The 15,935-nt window shown below is 67.2% G+C and carries 14 protein-coding genes; 10 read left to right on the top strand and 4 right to left on the bottom strand.

Annotated elements, in window-relative coordinates:
• Window positions 1-28: 28 nt before the first annotated feature.
• The 3 genes from C1933_RS08125 to C1933_RS08135 all read right to left on the bottom strand — a co-directional run bounded on the left by C1933_RS08125 (window position 29) and on the right by C1933_RS08135 (window position 3,919).
• On the bottom strand, window positions 29-2,098 hold the full coding sequence (locus tag C1933_RS08125) for an EAL domain-containing protein (RefSeq protein WP_108754776.1): 2,070 nt from the start codon (window positions 2,096-2,098) through the stop codon (window positions 29-31).
• Window positions 2,099-2,189: 91 nt separating this feature from the next.
• Entirely contained in the window at window positions 2,190-3,374 is a 1,185-nt protein-coding gene (locus C1933_RS08130) for an NAD(P)/FAD-dependent oxidoreductase (protein WP_108752838.1), read from the bottom strand.
• On the bottom strand, window positions 3,371-3,919 hold the full coding sequence (locus C1933_RS08135; RefSeq protein ID WP_108752839.1) for a YaeQ family protein: 549 nt from the start codon (window positions 3,917-3,919) through the stop codon (window positions 3,371-3,373). Before C1933_RS08135 ends, C1933_RS08130 begins: the two co-directional genes overlap by 4 nt.
• A 121-nt stretch (window positions 3,920-4,040) precedes the next feature.
• On the opposite strand from C1933_RS08135, the gene C1933_RS08140 reads away from it, so the two are divergent.
• The gene (locus C1933_RS08140; protein ID WP_108752840.1) at window positions 4,041-4,928 is read left to right on the top strand and encodes a pseudouridine synthase; all 888 of its coding nucleotides are present in this window, start codon (window positions 4,041-4,043) and stop codon (window positions 4,926-4,928) included.
• Between the two features lie 28 nt (window positions 4,929-4,956).
• Here C1933_RS08140 and C1933_RS08145 read toward each other — a convergent pair whose 3' ends face one another.
• Window positions 4,957-5,445 (bottom strand): YaiI/YqxD family protein, encoded by a 489-nt coding sequence (locus C1933_RS08145; RefSeq protein WP_108752841.1) that lies wholly within the window; start codon window positions 5,443-5,445, stop codon window positions 4,957-4,959.
• Between the two features lie 302 nt (window positions 5,446-5,747).
• Between C1933_RS08145 and C1933_RS08150 the strand changes: the two genes are divergently transcribed.
• From C1933_RS08150 to C1933_RS08190, 9 genes are all read left to right on the top strand, one after another.
• Window positions 5,748-5,957, top strand: coding sequence for a cold-shock protein (locus C1933_RS08150; protein ID WP_004153307.1), 210 nt, complete (start codon window positions 5,748-5,750; stop codon window positions 5,955-5,957).
• A 155-nt stretch (window positions 5,958-6,112) separates the two neighbouring features.
• A complete protein-coding gene (locus tag C1933_RS08155) occupies window positions 6,113-6,802 on the top strand; it encodes a glutathione S-transferase (protein ID WP_108752842.1) in 690 nt (229 codons plus the stop codon).
• A 31-nt stretch (window positions 6,803-6,833) separates the two neighbouring features.
• On the top strand, window positions 6,834-8,399 hold the full coding sequence (locus C1933_RS08160; protein ID WP_108752843.1) for a YdiU family protein: 1,566 nt from the start codon (window positions 6,834-6,836) through the stop codon (window positions 8,397-8,399).
• 950 nt (window positions 8,400-9,349) lie between these two features.
• A complete protein-coding gene (locus C1933_RS08165) occupies window positions 9,350-10,861 on the top strand; it encodes a right-handed parallel beta-helix repeat-containing protein (protein WP_108752844.1) in 1,512 nt (503 codons plus the stop codon).
• Between the two features lie 22 nt (window positions 10,862-10,883).
• Window positions 10,884-12,176, top strand: coding sequence for a carbohydrate porin (locus C1933_RS08170; protein WP_108752845.1), 1,293 nt, complete (start codon window positions 10,884-10,886; stop codon window positions 12,174-12,176).
• The gene (aroD, locus tag C1933_RS08175; RefSeq protein ID WP_108752846.1) at window positions 12,176-13,063 is read left to right on the top strand and encodes a type I 3-dehydroquinate dehydratase; all 888 of its coding nucleotides are present in this window, start codon (window positions 12,176-12,178) and stop codon (window positions 13,061-13,063) included. The genes C1933_RS08170 and aroD overlap by 1 nt, the downstream gene beginning before the upstream one ends.
• Window positions 13,064-13,115: 52 nt before the next feature.
• Entirely contained in the window at window positions 13,116-14,435 is a 1,320-nt protein-coding gene (locus tag C1933_RS08180) for an MFS transporter (RefSeq protein WP_199911424.1), read from the top strand.
• A gap of 171 nt (window positions 14,436-14,606) precedes the next feature.
• Entirely contained in the window at window positions 14,607-15,287 is a 681-nt protein-coding gene (locus tag C1933_RS08185) for a 3-oxoacid CoA-transferase subunit A (RefSeq protein ID WP_108752848.1), read from the top strand.
• A complete protein-coding gene (locus tag C1933_RS08190) occupies window positions 15,284-15,931 on the top strand; it encodes a 3-oxoacid CoA-transferase subunit B (protein ID WP_108752849.1) in 648 nt (215 codons plus the stop codon). Before C1933_RS08185 ends, C1933_RS08190 begins: the two co-directional genes overlap by 4 nt.
• The last annotated feature ends 4 nt before the right edge of the window (window positions 15,932-15,935 follow it).

Raw genomic sequence — 15,935 nt, forward strand, 5'->3', positions numbered from 1 at the left:
TGCCGATCTGCGGCCCGGCGCATGCCGCTCAGCCGAACTCGAAGTTCATGACCGGCAGGGCAGGGCCGACGAAATCACCCTGCACGTAATCCACGCCCGCACTGAACAACAGGGTCATGGAATTGGCGTCGCTGACGAACTCGGCGACGGTGCGGATGCCGGCTTCCTGCGCACGCGCGGTGATCTGGCTGATCAGATCGATGTTCTCGCGGGTCGACACCAGGTCGCTGGTGAAGCTGCGGTCCAGCTTCAGCACCTGCGGCTGGAAGTGCGCCAGCAGCTGGAACGAATCCAGCCCCGAACCGAACTGCTCCAGGCCGATGCGGCAGCCCAGCGGGGCAACTTCGGCCAGGAACTGCTGTGCGGCGCGCAGATGGGTGAACACCTTGGCCTCGGGCGCGTGCAGCCACAGCCGTTCGCCTGGCACGCCGTGGGCCTGCAGTTCGCGGCGCAGGGTGGCGATCATCTTCGGGTCATCGAAGGATTCGGGCGTCACCTTCACCAGCATCTGCGTGGCATGGCCCTCGCGCGCGCGCGCGCCGAGCACGCTGATCGCGCGCGACACCACCCAGCGGTTGATGTCGGCCAGCAGGCCATGTTCTTCGGCAATGCCGAGGAAGGCCGTGGGGCTGAGCAGCTCGCCGTTGTGTTCCAGGCGCAGGTAGGCCTCGTACAGTTCCAGCGATTCACCCTGCAGATTCAGCACTGGCTGGTAGTGCAGCTGGAAGCCTTCACCGGCCAGGGCTTCGCGGATGCGCGCCACCCAGCGCTGCACGCGTTCTTCCTCCACACGGTCGGCAGCGGCCGGGTCGAAGATGCGGCAGGTATTGCCCAGCGCGGCGGCGGCCTGTGTGCATTCGCTGGCGCGGGCCAGCACCTGGCCGATGCTGGCGATTTTTTCGCCCACCTGCACGCCACCCACGCTGACCGTGACCGTGGCCGAGCGCGCACCAATGCTGAACACATGCGCGGCATAGGCGGCGCGGATGCGTTCGGCCAGCGCTTCGGTCTGCGCATACGGGCCCGACTGCAGCACCGCAAAGCTGTGTTCGCCGAAGCGCGCCAGCTGCGCCTGGTCACCCACCACCTCGGCCAGCAGCCCGGCCAGGGCGCCGATCAGGGTGTCGGCCGAGTCCAGGCCGATATCGGGGATCAGGCGGGCGTAGTGGTCCGGCTCGACCAGCAGCAGGCCGAACTGGCCTTCGCTGCGGCCGGCCTGGGCCACCGCATCTTCCACCTGCAGCATGAAGGTGGGGCGGTTGAGCAGGCCGGTGACCTGGTCGCGCTGGCGCAGGTCTTCCACTTCGCGCGCCAGTTCGGTGTCCAGTTCCAGGCGGCGGCGGAACACCACCTGCAGGCAGGCCTCGCCTTCATAGGTGGCGGCGGTGAATTCCATGGTGGCCGGGAATGCGCTGCCGTCCTGGTGGCGGGCATCCAGCTGGTACTGCGGGGGCGGTGCTTCGCCGCGGCTGAGTGATTTCAGTAGCTGCTTGAAGCCATCCACGTGCTGTGCGGCCACCATGTCCAGCAGCGAGATGCCTTCGATATCGTCGAATTCGTCGTAGCCGAACATGCCCAGGTAGGCGTCGTTGGCGCGGATGTGCATGCCTTCATGCACGTAGGCGATGGGGTCGCGGGACGAGGCGATGAGCGCGTCGCAGCGGCGTTCGGTCTCGCGCATCTGTGCTTCGATGCGGCGCAGGCCGCGGCGTGCCTGCAGATCCACCCACTGGTCACGCACCACGGCCAGCAGGTGCTCGTTGCGCTGGCGCAGGGCCAGGGCCCGCACGCCGTTGCTGCTGGCCTGCACCAGTTCGTCTTCGTCGATGCGGTCGGCCAGCAGCACCAGCGGAATATCCTTGCCGCTGGCGGCAATGTGCTGGGCCACCAGTGGCAGGGGGATGCCCTGCGACGGCGAGGCCAGCACCAGATCGATGGCCTGGCTGGCCAGCACCTGTGACAGTTCGGCCGAATCCTGTGGGCGCCACGGGCGAACGGCAATGCCGCTGTTGCGCAGGGTGCTGACGATGGCTTCTGCGTTTTCGCCGCTGTCGTCCACGATCAGCAGGCGGATGGTGATGTCGTTCGCGTTCTGCATGCACTGCTCCCCAATCTGCGAACCTAGATACACGATGCGCGGCGGCACGTCCATGCGCTGGCCCCGGCCGAGCACCGAACGGCGATGCGGTTCACACCACGCTGCCGGCGGCGTGACCGCTGGCCCACGCCCACTGGAAGTTGTAACCGCCCAGCCAGCCGGTCACATCCAACACCTCGCCGACGAAATGCAGGCCGGGCACGCGCTTGGATTCGAACGTGGAAGACGACACTTCGGCCGTATCCACCCCGCCCAGGGTGACTTCGGCGGTGCGGTAGCCTTCGGTGCCGCTGGCCACCAGCGGGAACGCGCCCAGCACCTGCGCGGCCTGGCGCAGCACCGGTTCGTCGAGCTGGCGCACCGGCCGGTCCGGCAGCCAGTGCTCGCACAGGCGCTGCGCCAGCCGCTTGGGCAGTACCTCGCCCAGCACCGTGCGCAGTTCGGCGGCAGGGCGCTCGCGCTTCATCTGCCGCAGCCACTCGCCGGCGTCCTGGCCGGGCAGCAGGTCGATCTCCAGGGTGTCGCCGGGCTGCCAGAACGAGGAGATCTGCAGGATGGCCGGCCCGCTGACGCCACGATGGGTGAGCAGCATGAAGTTCTGGAAGCTCTTGCCATTGCAGTGCGCCTGCACCGGCAGGGCCACCCCGCTCAGCTCGGCCAGGCGTTCCTGGTGCTTGCCGCTGAGGGTGAGCGGCACCAGGCCGGCGCGGGTGGGCAGCACGTTGTGGCCGAACTGGCGGGCCAGTTCGTAGCCGAAACCGGTGGCGCCCAGGCTGGGAATGGACAGCCCGCCGGTAGCCACCACCAGCGACGCGCAATGGAACAGCCCCTGCGTGGTGTGCACGCGGAAGCCATCGCTGGCGTGTTCGATGCGCTCGATGCTGCACTGGGTGCGGATCTGCGCGCCCGCGGCCTGGCATTCCTCCACCAGCATCTTCACGATCAGCTTCGATGAGACATCGCAGAACAGCTGGCCCAGTTCCTTTTCGTGATAGGCGATGCCGTGCTTCTCCACCATGTCGATGAAGTGCCACGGCGAATAGCGGGCCAGCGCCGATTTGCAGAAATGCGGGTTGGCCGACAGGAAGTTGGCCGGGGTGGTGCCGGTGTTGGTGAAGTTGCAGCGCCCGCCGCCGGACATCAGGATCTTCTTGCCGACCTTGTTGGCGTGGTCCAGCACCTGCACCTGGCGCCCGCGGCGGCCGGCGGTGAGCGCGGTCATCAGCCCGGCGGCACCGGCGCCGATGACCACCACGTCGCAGCGGGTAATGCTCATGCCTTGGCGCGCTTGCGCCAGCTGGGAATCACGTCCAGCTGGATCTGGTCGTTGAGGATCTGCACTTCGCCGTCCTGGATGAGCACGCTGAAACGCATGGCGCGCTGGATCTGCTGGCCCCACTGTTCAACGAAGGCGCCATCCAGGTCGACCACCGACAGGTTGTCGAAACGGGCCAGGCCCTTGCCCTGCTTGTTCCACCAGATATCGGACGCGTTGCCGCCGTAGTTCATCACCTGCACCGAACGGCTGCGGTTGCTGGCCTTGCGGATGCGCGATTCGTCGGGGTGGCCCAGGTCGATCCACTGCAGGATGTCGCCGGTGTAGTCGTGCTGCCACAGGTCCGGCTCGTCGTCGGTGCTCAGGCCGCGGCCGAACTCCAGGCGGTCATCGGCGTTCAGGGCGAAGGCCAGCAGGCGCACCATCAGGCGCTCGTCGGTTTCGGACGGGTGCTGGGCAAGGGTCAGGTTGTGGGTCGCGTAGTAGCCGCGATCCATGTCGCTGATCTGCAGTTCGGCCTTGCGGATGGTGGCGGTGAGGGCCATGGGCGTTCCGGGGGCAAAGACCGCCCATGATAGAGGTTTGCTGGCGGGGTGTCCGTGGCAGGGGTGTCTGCGCGGTGTCAACGGTGGCACTCTGGCCCGGTCTTTCCTGCGTGTGTGTTCGATGAGCCTGCCCAGCCGCCTGCAGCTGCCCCCCGGTGACTGGCCGACCCTGCTGGACGGCCTGTGCGCGCGCTTTCCGCGCATTGATCGAGGCCAGTGGCTGGACCGCTTCGCGCGTGGGCGGGTGCAGGATGCGCAGGGCAGGGCGCTGGCGGCCGACCAGCCGTGGCAGGTCGGGCTGGAGATCGTCTACTTCCGCGAAGTCAGCGACGAGCCGGTCATTCCGTTCAGCGAGACGGTGCTGTACCAGGACGCGCACCTGCTGGTGGCCGACAAGCCGCACTATCTGCCGGTCACCCCGGCCGGGGGCTATGTGCGCGAGACCCTGTTGGCGCGCCTGGTGGCACGCACCGGCAATCCCGACCTGGTGCCCCTGCATCGGCTGGATCGGCTGACCGCCGGGCTGGTGCTGTTCTCGCAGCGGCCCGATTCACGCGACGCCTACCAGCGCCTGTTCCGTGAACGGCGCATCGAAAAGATCTACGAAGCACTGGCGCCGGCCCTGCCTGGCCTGCCGTTCCCACAGCAGCGGTTGAGCCGGATCGTGCCGGGTGAGCCCTTCTTCCGCATGGCCGAAGTGGCGGGCGAGGCGAATGCGCGCACGCAGGTGGAGGTGATCGCCGACGATGGCGCGGTGTGGCACTACCGGCTGCGCCCGCAGACCGGGCGCAAGCACCAGCTGCGCGTGCACATGGCCGCGCTGGGGGCGCCGATCCTGGGCGATGACCTGTATCCACAGCTGCAGCCGTCGGCCGATCCGCTGCAGGCGCCGCCGCTGCAACTGCTGGCGCGGGCCCTGGCCTTCCAGGATCCACTCAGCGGGGAGCCGCGTGTGTTCCGCAGCGAGCGCTCGCTGCGCTGGCCGGCCGACCCGGTGCCGGGCGCCTGATCAGCGCGGCCGGGTCACCGTGGCTTGATCACCGTGGCTTGATCCGGGCCAGCCAGCGATCCAGTTCCGCGGCGAACAGCTGGCGGTCGCGCGCGCCCAGCGGCGGTGGGCCACCGGTCTGCACGCCCGCACCGCGCAGTTCCTCCATGAAATTGCGCATGGACAGGCGCTCGGCCATGTTGTTGGCGGTGTACAGCTGGCCGCGCGGGTTCAGCGCCACGGCCTTCTTATCCAGTACCAGCGCCGCCAGCGGGATGTCCTGGGTGACCACCAGGTCACCGGCGGCCACCCGTTCGACGATGGCGCTGTCGGCCACGTCCAGGCCCTGCGGCACCTGCAGCGAGCGGATCCAGCGCGAGGGCGGGGTGCGCAGCCACTGGTTGGCAACCAGGGTCAGCTCCAGGCCGACCCGTTCGGCGGCCCGGAAAAGGATGTCGCGAATGACCGTCGGGCAGGCATCGGCATCGACCCAGATGCGTGGGCGGGCGTGTTCAGCGGGGGTTTCAGCTTCAGTCATCAGCCCAGTGTAGGGTAGGAAAAACCTGAATAGGGACTCGGGTTTAGCCCTGATCTGGGCCCAGCCCTTGTCACGCCTAGCGGGCGGGGCTCTGCCGCTGAATGCCGGGGCTATCGCTTTTTGCTGAAAACACGCGTATCGTTCGATCCACTGTGTTTGCTAGGGTCACCGTGAATCGTGGCCTGGTGCAGTTGATCTCACGATCCGCTCATCGATCCGCTTTACCAACGCCTGCAACTCAGTCTCGGCCCCGATTCCCGGTGGCTGCGATTTTTTCAACATGTGTTTCAGGAGTTAGTCAAATGTCTGATCGTCAGACCGGCACCGTCAAGTGGTTCAACGACGCCAAGGGCTTCGGCTTCATCACCCCGGAAAGCGGCCCGGACCTGTTCGTGCACTTCCGTGCCATCCAGGGCACCGGCTTCAAGACCCTGCAGGAAGGCCAGAAGGTTACCTTCATCGCCGTCCAGGGCCAGAAGGGTATGCAGGCTGACCAGGTGCAGGCGGTCTAATCCGTCTGCTACCGTTTGGTAGCCAGAACGCCGGAAGCGAAAGCTTCCGGCGTTTTTTTTTGCTTTTGTAGAGTCGAGCCATGCTCGACTGCAGCGTGAAAGCAGTCGAGCATGGCTCGACTCTACAATTCGTCATGTCCCTCAGGAGTTTCCGCATGCGCATCGTCCACCACCTGGAAAACTCGCGTTCGCTGCGCGTGCTGTGGATGCTGGAAGAACTGGGGCTGGACTACGAACTGCGGCGCTACCCGCGCGATCCGAAGACGCTGCTGGCGCCGCCGGAGCTTCGGCAGATCCATCCGCTGGGCAAGGCGCCGGTGCTGCAGGACGGTGACCTGGTGCTGGCCGAATCCGGCGCGATCCTGGACTACCTGGTCGACCGCTACGACACCCAGCGCGTGCTGTCGCCGTCGCCGGTGCCGGCCGACAGTGCCGAGCGCATCGCCTATCGCTACTGGCTGCATTACGCCGAAGGGTCGGCCATGCCGCCGCTGCTGCTGACCCTGGTGGTCGGGCGCATCCGCAGTGCGCCGATGCCGTTCTTTGCCCGGCCGATTGCACGCAGCATCGCCGACAAGGCCGAGCGCAGCTTCATCGGCCCGCAGCGTCGCCTGCATCTGGACTGGATGGAGCGGCGCCTGGCCGAAAGCCCGTGGTTCGCCGGTGAACGGTTCAGTGCGGCCGACATCCAGATGAGCTTCCCGATCCAGGCCGCGGCCGCCCGTGGCGGCGGGCTGGACGACAAGCCGGCGTTGCGGGGCTTCCTGGAACGCATCGGCCAGCGCCCGGCCTACCAGCGCGCCGAGGCCCACGGCGGCGCACTGCAGGCCCTGCGCGGCGATTGAGGCCGGGGCCGACCGCCCCCATCCTGCTGGCATGGATACCCACGCCCCCCGTTTCGACAACCGCTTGCTGACTGCCCTGCCGGGCGACCCCGAAACCGGCCCACGCCGCCGCGAGGTGCGCGAGGCGGCCTGGTCGTCGGTGCTGCCGACCCCGGTCGCGGCGCCGACCGTGCTGGCCTGGTCGCCGCAGGTTGCCGCGTTGCTTGGCTTCGACGCCGCCGACGTGCAGGGCGCCGACTTCGCCCAGGTCTTCGGCGGCAACGCGCTGTACGACGGCATGCAGCCGTGGGCGGCCAACTACGGTGGACACCAGTTCGGTCATTGGGCCGGGCAGCTGGGCGACGGGCGTGCGATATCGCTGGGTGAGCTGGTGGCCGCCGACGGGCGCCATTGGGAGCTGCAGTTGAAGGGCGCCGGGCCCACGCCCTATTCGCGCGGCGCCGATGGACGCGCCGTGCTGCGCTCGTCCATCCGCGAATTCCTGTGCAGCGAAGCCATGCATCACCTGGGCGTGCCGACCACGCGTGCGCTGTCACTGGTCGGCACCGGCGAGGACGTGGTACGCGACATGTTCTACGACGGCCACCCGCGCGCCGAGCCCGGCGCGATTGTCTGCCGCGTGGCGCCGTCGTTCATGCGCTTCGGTACGTTCGAACTGCCTGCCTCGCGCGGTGAGACCACCCTGCTGAAGCAGCTGGCCGACGTCTGCATTGCCCGCGATTTCCCTGAGCTGCAGGGGGAAGGGGAGGCGCTGTACGGCGACTGGTTCGCGCAGATTGCCGTGCGCACCGCCGAGCTGATGGCGCACTGGATGCGCGTCGGCTTCGTGCATGGAGTGATGAACACCGACAACCTGTCCGTGCTCGGCCTGACCATCGATTACGGCCCGTACGGCTGGGTGGAGGATTACGACCCGGACTGGACGCCCAACACCACCGACGCGCAAGGCCGCCGCTACCGCTTCGGCACCCAGCCGCAGGTGGCGTACTGGAATCTCAACCGGCTGGCGCAGGCACTGTCGCCGTTGTTCGCCGATGTGCAGCCGCTGCAGGCCGGATTGGCCGCGTTCCAGTCCACCTTCGTGGCATGCACCCGGCGCGATGCAGCGGCCAAGCTGGGGCTGGCGGCGGCTGACGACGAAGACCTGCAGCTGTACCTGCGCTGGCAACAGTTGCTGCAGGAAGGCGGCATGGACATGACCCTGGCGTGGCGCGCGTTGATGGGCGTGGATGTGGCCGCGCCGGACGTGGCCGCACTGGGCGATGTGTATTACGACCAGGCACGCCGGCAGGCGGTGCAGGCGCCGTTGCAGCAGTGGCTGCAGGACTACGCGGCGCGGTTGCGTGTGGACCCGCTGTCGGCCGAAGCGCGGCAGGCGAAGATGGCGGCAGCCAATCCGCTGTATGTGCTGCGCAACTGGCTGGCGCAGGAGGCCATCGATCGCGCCGAGCAGGGCGACCTGGGGGGCGTGCATGCGCTGCAGGAGGTGCTGCGCGATCCGTATACGCAGCGGCCGGGGCTGGAACATTACGCAGGCAAGCGGCCGGCCTGGGCCGAGCACCGCGCCGGCTGCTCGATGCTGTCCTGCAGTTCGTAGGGGAGTCTTTTGCAGGGCTTGCAGCCCTGCACCCGCGCAATGCAACGGCAACGTCAAAAGCTGGGTATCGGTGGGATGGTGGGGCGGTGTCGGATTGCGGGGACGCCGCAAGTACGTCCTTGTAGGCTTGGCAGCCGCATCCATGCGGCTGACACCCCGCAATCCGACACCGCCCCGCCTTCGACAGATTCACGCGGCTGTTGGTATCTGCGCCAATTGTCCCGCGCGGCTGTTGGTAGGTGTCGACCTTGGTCGACACATCTTTCAGATATCGAATGAATCATCCACGCATGGCGTGGATCTACTGACGCATGCCGAAGCAATTCCGGGGTCGGCGCCGGCTGTTGGTAGGTGTCGACCAAGGTCGACACCCGCCAGAGCAGAACGCCGTTCCAACAACACGCGGCTGTTGGTAGGTGTCGACATTGGTCGACACATCTTTCAGATATCGAACGAATTCATCCGTGTCGACCAAGGTCGACACCCACCAGAGCAGAACGCCCTTCCTGCAGATCGCGGGAAACTGTCGAAGGTGGGGCGGTGTCGGATTGCGGGGTGTCAGCCGCATGGATGCGGCTGCCAAGCCTACAAGGACGTACTTGCGGCGTCCCCGCAATCCGACACCGCCCCGCCATCCCACGGAATGCCGCTGTTGCTGTTGCTGTGGCTGTTGCTTTCGCCGTTGCCGTTGCATTGGGCAGGTGCAGGGCTGCAAGCCCTGCAAAGAACCCCCCTACAACCAACGTATTACCTATTCAGTGCGATATTCGCACGCGCAGTCGATTACCGCACTTGAATGGTGCAGTGCGATAAACCTAATTTCACTTCCGCAGTTTCATAGCAGTCCAAGCGATCCACCCCTGGCGGGGCGAGGGCAGCATCGGTCACGGTGCTGAAGCCAGGTGCAGGGGAAGACCGTTGGATCTCTTTCACCTGTGCGGAGTGATCGCATGTGCCATCGTCTGTCTATCGTTTCCCTGTCCCTGCTTGCCCTGCTGCCGTCGCTGGCGCTGGCCTACCAAGCCGAACCCCCGCGTGAAGCGCTGCAGGTGCTGCGTGTCGATCGCTACGCCGACGACAGCAACGCCGGCTCGCTGCGCTGGGCCATCAACACCGCCAATGCGACGCCGGGCCGCTACCGCATTGAAATCGATGCGGTGGGCGCGGCGCCGTACGTGATCAAGCCGGCCTCGCCGCTGCCGGAAATCAAGGGCCCGGTGCAGATCGTCGGCACGCCGTGGGCGCGCGACGGCCAGTTCGTGGCCATCGATGGCTCGGCCTACGTGACCGGCACCGGCACCGATGCCTGCCCGGGTGCCGAGCCGGGCCAGTCCGGCACCAATGTGCGCACCACCACGCTGCCAGGCCTGGTGCTGCGCGATACCCAGGGCGTTGAACTGACCGGCCTGGAGATCCGCAACTTCTGCATCGGCGTGCTGATCAACCGCGCCAGCCACAGCGAAATCCATGACAACCGCATCGTTGCCAACAAGGGCGGTGCCGGCATCATGCTCACCGGCGATGATGGCAAGGGCCAGTCCACCGCCACCACCACGGTGCACAACCGCATCGTGCGCAACGTGTTCCTGGACAACGGCGACGGCCTGGAACTGACCCGCGGCGCGGCCTGGAACCTGGTGGCCGACAACCTGTTCCAGTCCACCAAGGCCAACCCGGAACCGTCGCAGGGCATCGAAATCCTGTGGGGCAACGACAACAGCGTGGTGCACAACCGCTTCGTCGATTACTCCGATGGCCTGCAGATCAACTGGGGCAACCGCAACTACATCGCGGCCAACACCTTCACCGGCAACTCGATCGGGCTCAGCATCACCGGCAGCGGCAACGTGGTCGATGGCAACACCATCACCGGCAACGGCATCGGCATTGGCGTGCGCCCGCAGCCGGTCAGTGCACCCAACCGCTTCACCGCCAACCGCATCTTCGGCAACGGTCTGCCGATCGAGCGTTGCGAAGCCGGCGGTGCCTGCGTGAAGGGCCAGCCGCGCGGCGCCATCGTGTTCGGTGTGCCGGGGCTGGAACATGCCAGCTTCGTCGGCTCGCGCGGGCGCGGCGTGGACAACGATCCGGCCAAACGTGCGCGCATCTGCACCGCCGCCGGCCAGGCCGATTGCCAGCCGCTGGCCAACCTGGGCCAGGCGGCGCCGCAACTGGTGGCCGTGCAGGGCAAGGGCGCACAGCGCGCCGTGACCGGCAGCTTCCACGGCCAGCCGGACAGCCACTACCAGGTGGAAGTGTTCGGCAACCGTGCGGCCAACGGCAGCGAAGCCGAGCGCGTGCTGGGCACCGTGCAGGCGCGTACCGACAGCCAGGGCAACGGCACCTTCACCTTCCCCTTGGGCAATGGCGCCGATGCTGCGGATCTGGGCGGTGTGACCGCCACGGTCACCTCGCCGCAGGGCGCCACGTCCCCCCTGAGCGCGCCGCTGTCGCTGCGCTGATCACCTTTCCGAGACCCTGACCATGATTCCTGCAAAGCCTGTTTCCCTGACCGTACTGGCCGCGATGGCCCTGCTGCCGGCCGTCGCCAGCGCGCAATCCAGCAATCGCTACGCGGGCAAGACGCTCACCGGCGACTGGGGCGGTACCCGCACCGATCTGTACGAGCGCGGCATTGCCTTCCGCGGCGACTACGTGGGCGAGGCCATGGGCGTGGTGGATGGTGGCTACGGTGAAACCGGCGCCCGCTATGCGCAGCAGGTGCGCGTGGGCATGGACCTGGACATGGGCAAGCTGGCCGGCTGGGACGGCGGTGCCTTCCACTTCACGCTCAACGACCGGCGTGGCCGCAGTACCTCGGCCGATCTGGTCGGCAACCGCTTCCCGATCCAGGAAGCCTACGGCGGCCAGTACACGCGGCTGACCGAACTGAGCTACGACCAGACCTTCAACGGTGGCCAGTCGTACTACAAGCTGGGCTACTACGCGATGGGCAACCAGTTCGGCCTGCACAGCCTGCTGACCCATTTCGTCAACGCGGCGTTCTGCGCGCACCCGCTGGCGATGTCCGGCAACAGCGGCTGGTACAACTACCCGGTGGCGCGCTGGGGCGGTGAAGTGGCGCAGCAGGTCAGCCCGGCGCTGAACGTGCGCACCGGCTGGTTCCAGGTGAACCCGAACCTGGGTGGCAACATCGAACGCAATGCGTTCCGCCCGTTCGCCTCCGGCACCACCGGTTCGCTGTTCCCGGTGGAAGTGACCTGGACCCCGGCCAAGGGCAGCCGCTACGCCGGCGTCTACAAGTTTGGCGGCTACTACGACACCTCGCGCGTGGACCAGCGCGGCCTGGATACCTCGCCCACCACCGGCCGCCACGGCGCCTACGTGCTGGCCGAGCAGCGCCTGACCCAGGAGTCGGCCGACCCCAGCCGCGGCCTGACGGCCTTCGCGCAGTACATGGTGTCCGACGCCGATACCGCGCAGATCAAGCGCTGGTATGCAGTGGGTGGCGTGTACCAGGGCATCGGTTCGCGCGCGCAGGACAGCATCGCGCTGGGTTACGTGGGCGCCGATATCAACGACCGTCTGGTGGATGCGCGCCGCGCCTCGCTGGCCGCCGGTGGCGTGCCGGTGGATTCGCCGCTGTACAACCTGAGCCAGGCCGAGGAGCTGTTCGAACTGTCCTACAGCTTCCAGGTCAACCCGTGGCTGATGATCCGCCCCGACGTGCAGTACATCGTCAATCCCGGCACGTTCAATTACAGCGGCACCGACAACGCCTGGGCCGTGGGTGTCCAGGCCAAGGTGACCTTCTGATGGTCGCGCGCTCCTTCCACGCCCTGGTGACTGCCATGCGTATTCCGTTTGCCTCCCTTGTCCTCGCCGGTGCGCTGTGCACCGCCCCCGTGTTGGCCCTGGCCGCACCGCCGCCGGCGGTGCTGCAGGTGGGCTCGCTGCGCATCGGCGAGGGCAGTCCACGCACCATCGTGCCGATTACCGGTGCCAGTGCCGAACTCGCCCTGCAGCAGGCCGCGGCCATCGCCGCCAGCACGCACACCGACCTGGCCGAATGGCGCATCGATTACCTGGATATCGCCACCGATGGCAGCAAGCTGGTGGCGCTGGGCAAGCGCATCCAGGCCACGCTGGGCGGCAAGCCGATGATCGTCACCTTCCGTACCAAGGCCGAAGGCGGTGCGAAGGCGATCAGTGACCGCGACTACGGCGCGCTGTACGCCACGCTGCTGCGCGGTGGCTTTGCCCAGTTGATCGATGTGGAAATGTTCCACGACCCGAACGTAGTGCAGGCGCTGGTGCAGCAGGCGCACAAGGCGGGGGTGAAGGTGGTGATGTCCAACCACGATTTCCAGGCCACGCCGCCGCGCGAGGAGATCGTCGCGCGCCTGCTGAAGCAGCAGGCGATGGGCGCGGACGTGCTGAAGATCGCGGTGATGCCGCGCGACGCCGGCGATGTGCTGGCCCTGCTGGACGCCACCTGGCAGGTACGCCAGCGCAGTGACAAGCCGCTGCTGACCATGTCGATGGGCGGCACCGGCGTGGTCTCGCGACTGGCCGGGGAAACCTTCGGCCAGGCGCTGACCTTCGGCATGATCGGCACGCCGTCGGCGCCGGGCCAGGTTGAAGTCGAACAACTGCAGGACGTCCTGCAGGTCATCCACGCTTCCAGCCAGGCCGGTCGCTGAGACCACCACGCCGGATGTTCCGCCGCTTCACGCTGTTGCAGGAAACCGCACCATGAGCCACGCCTCCGCCGCTGCACCGCCGCTCGTCCTGGAACGGATGAGTCCCTTCCAGTGGACCGCCATCGCCATCTGCGTGCTGCTGAACATGCTCGATGGCTTCGACGTGATGGTCATGGCCTTCACTGCGCCGCACGTGTCGGCGGACTGGGAACTGTCGGGCAAGGTGCTGGGGCTGATGCTCAGTGCCGGCCTGGTCGGCATGGCGCTGGGCTCGTTCCTGCTGGCGCCGCTGGCTGACCGCTGGGGCCGGCGGCCGATGATCGTGTGCTGCCTGCTGATCCTGACCACGGGCATGGCACTGTCGGCGCTGGCCGGCAACGCCTGGCAGCTGGGCGCGCTGCGCGTGTTCACCGGCATCGGCATTGGCGGCATGCTGGCCGGTGTAGGGGTGATCACCGCCGAGTATGCCAACGCCAAGTGGCGCAGCACCGCCGTGGCCCTGCAGGCAACCGGTTATCCCATTGGCGCCACTGCCGGTGGCGTGCTGGCGGCGTGGATGCTGCAGCACTGGTCCTGGCACAGCGTGTTCCTGATCGGCGCGGGTGCCTCGCTGCTGTGCATCCCGCTGGTGCTCAAGTGCCTGCCCGAATCGCTGGATTTCCTGGTGGCACGGCGCCCGGCCGATGCGCTGCCGCGCTTGAACGCGCTGCTGTCGCGCATGCAGATGCCGGCGCTGCAGGCATTGCCGCCGGCACCGGTGCGCGATGGCCAGCCGCAGGGCTACGCCGCGCTGTTCGTGGGTGATCTGCGCCGTGTCGCGCTGCTGATCGCGCTGGCGTTCTTCCTGCATATGTTCGCGTTCTACTTCGTGCTGAGCTGGACCCCGAAGCTGCTGGTATCTGCAGGTGTTTCGGCGCAGCAGGGCATTACCGGTGGCGTGCTGCTGAACCTGGGCGGCATCGTCGGCGGCAGCCTGTTCGGCTGGCTGGCCTCGCGCTGGTCGCTGTCCCGCCTGACCGCCGGCGCGCTGCTGCTGGCGATGGTGGCGATGCTGGGCTTTGCTGCGTTCAACACGCAGTTGAACGTGGCCTTCCCGTTGGCCTTCGTGATTGGTGCCGCGCTGTTTGCTGCCATGGCAGGGCTGTACGCCGCCGCACCGGTGGTGTTCGCCGCACAGGTGCGCACCACCGGCCTGGGTTGGGCGATCGGCATCGGCCGGGTCGGCGCCATTCTGTCGCCGCTTACCGTGGGCGTGCTGGTGGATGGCCAGTGGCCGCCGTCGGCGCTGTATGTGCTGTGCGCGCTGCCGCTGCTGCTGGCCGCCTGGGCGTGCCTGGGGCTGCGCGTGGGCGTGGGCCAGAACCGGCGTTGAACCGCCTTCCGGAGCCATGCAGGCAATGTGCGATTATCGGATTGAATGGCCGAATATCGGATTGACCGGGCAGGGGCCTGTGCGCACCATGTCCGCGTCATGTTTTCCCGTCGCAGTGGCCGTGCGCCGCGCTGGTAGGTACCAGCGAAGGGCAGGGCAAGGAGCAATGCAGTGATCGACAAGACCGTGGCCAGCGCCGAAGCAGCGGTGGCCGATATCCACGATGGGGCCACCGTGATGATCGGTGGCTTCGGTACCGCGGGCATGCCCGACGAGCTGATCGATGCGCTGATCGCGCAGGGCGCGCGCGAGCTGACCATCATCAACAACAATGCGGGCAACGGCGATACCGGCCTGGCCGCGCTGATCAAGCACAAGCGCGTGCGCCGCATCGTCTGTTCGTTCCCGCGCCAGTCCGATTCGCAGCATTTCGATGCGGCCTACCGCGCCGGTGAAATCGAGCTGGAACTGGTGCCGCAGGGCAACCTGGCCGCGCGCATCCACGCGGCCGGTTCCGGTCTGGGCGCTATCTTCACTCCCACCGGTTACGGCACCGAACTTGCCCAGGGCAAGGAAACGCGCGAGATCGACGGCCGCCACTACGTGCTGGAATATCCGCTGCATGCCGACTTCGCGCTGATCAAGGCCGACCGCGGCGACCGCTGGGGCAACCTGGTCTACCGCAAGACTGCGCGCAACTTCGGCCCGCTGATGGCGATGGCCGCACGCTGCGCGATCGTGCAGGTACGTGAGGTGGTGGCGCTGGGCGAACTGGACCCGGAAGCGGTGGTGACGCCCGGCATCTTCGTGCAGCGCGTAGTGCCGGTGGCCGCAGCAGGAGTACAGGCATGAACAAGCTCAGCCGCGAACAGATGGCCGCGCGCGTGGCCCGCGATATTCCCGAAGGTGCCTACGTGAACCTGGGCATCGGCCTGCCGACCACGGTGGCCAACTTCCTGCCGGCCGACAAGGAAATCTTCCTGCAGTCGGAAAACGGCCTGCTGGGCATGGGCCCGGCGCCGGCGCCCGGCCACGAAGATCCGGACCTGATCAATGCCGGCAAGCAGCCGGTCACCCTGCTCACCGGGGGTTGCTATTTCCACCATGCCGACTCGTTCGCGATGATGCGTGGTGGCCACCTGGACATCTGCGTGCTGGGCGCCTTCCAGGTGTCGGTACACGGTGATCTGGCCAACTGGAGTACCGGTGCGGCCGACGCCATTCCTGCCGTGGGTGGCGCCATGGATCTGGCCATCGGTGCCAAGCAGGTCTTCGTGATGATGGACCTGTTCACCAAGAAGGGTGAAAGCAAGCTGGTGGCCGACTGCAGCTACCCGCTTACCGGCCTGCGCTGCGTATCGCGCGTGTATACCGATGTGGCGGTGTTCGACCTCGGCCCCGACGGCGCCACCGTGCTGGAAATGGTGGAAGGCATGGACATCGCACAACTGCGTGAACTGACCGGCCTGCCGCTGGCACTGGCCGAAGGAGCCTGAGATG

It is taken from the genome of Stenotrophomonas sp. ZAC14D2_NAIMI4_6 (assembly GCF_003086875.1).
Lineage (GTDB): Bacteria > Pseudomonadota > Gammaproteobacteria > Xanthomonadales > Xanthomonadaceae > Stenotrophomonas.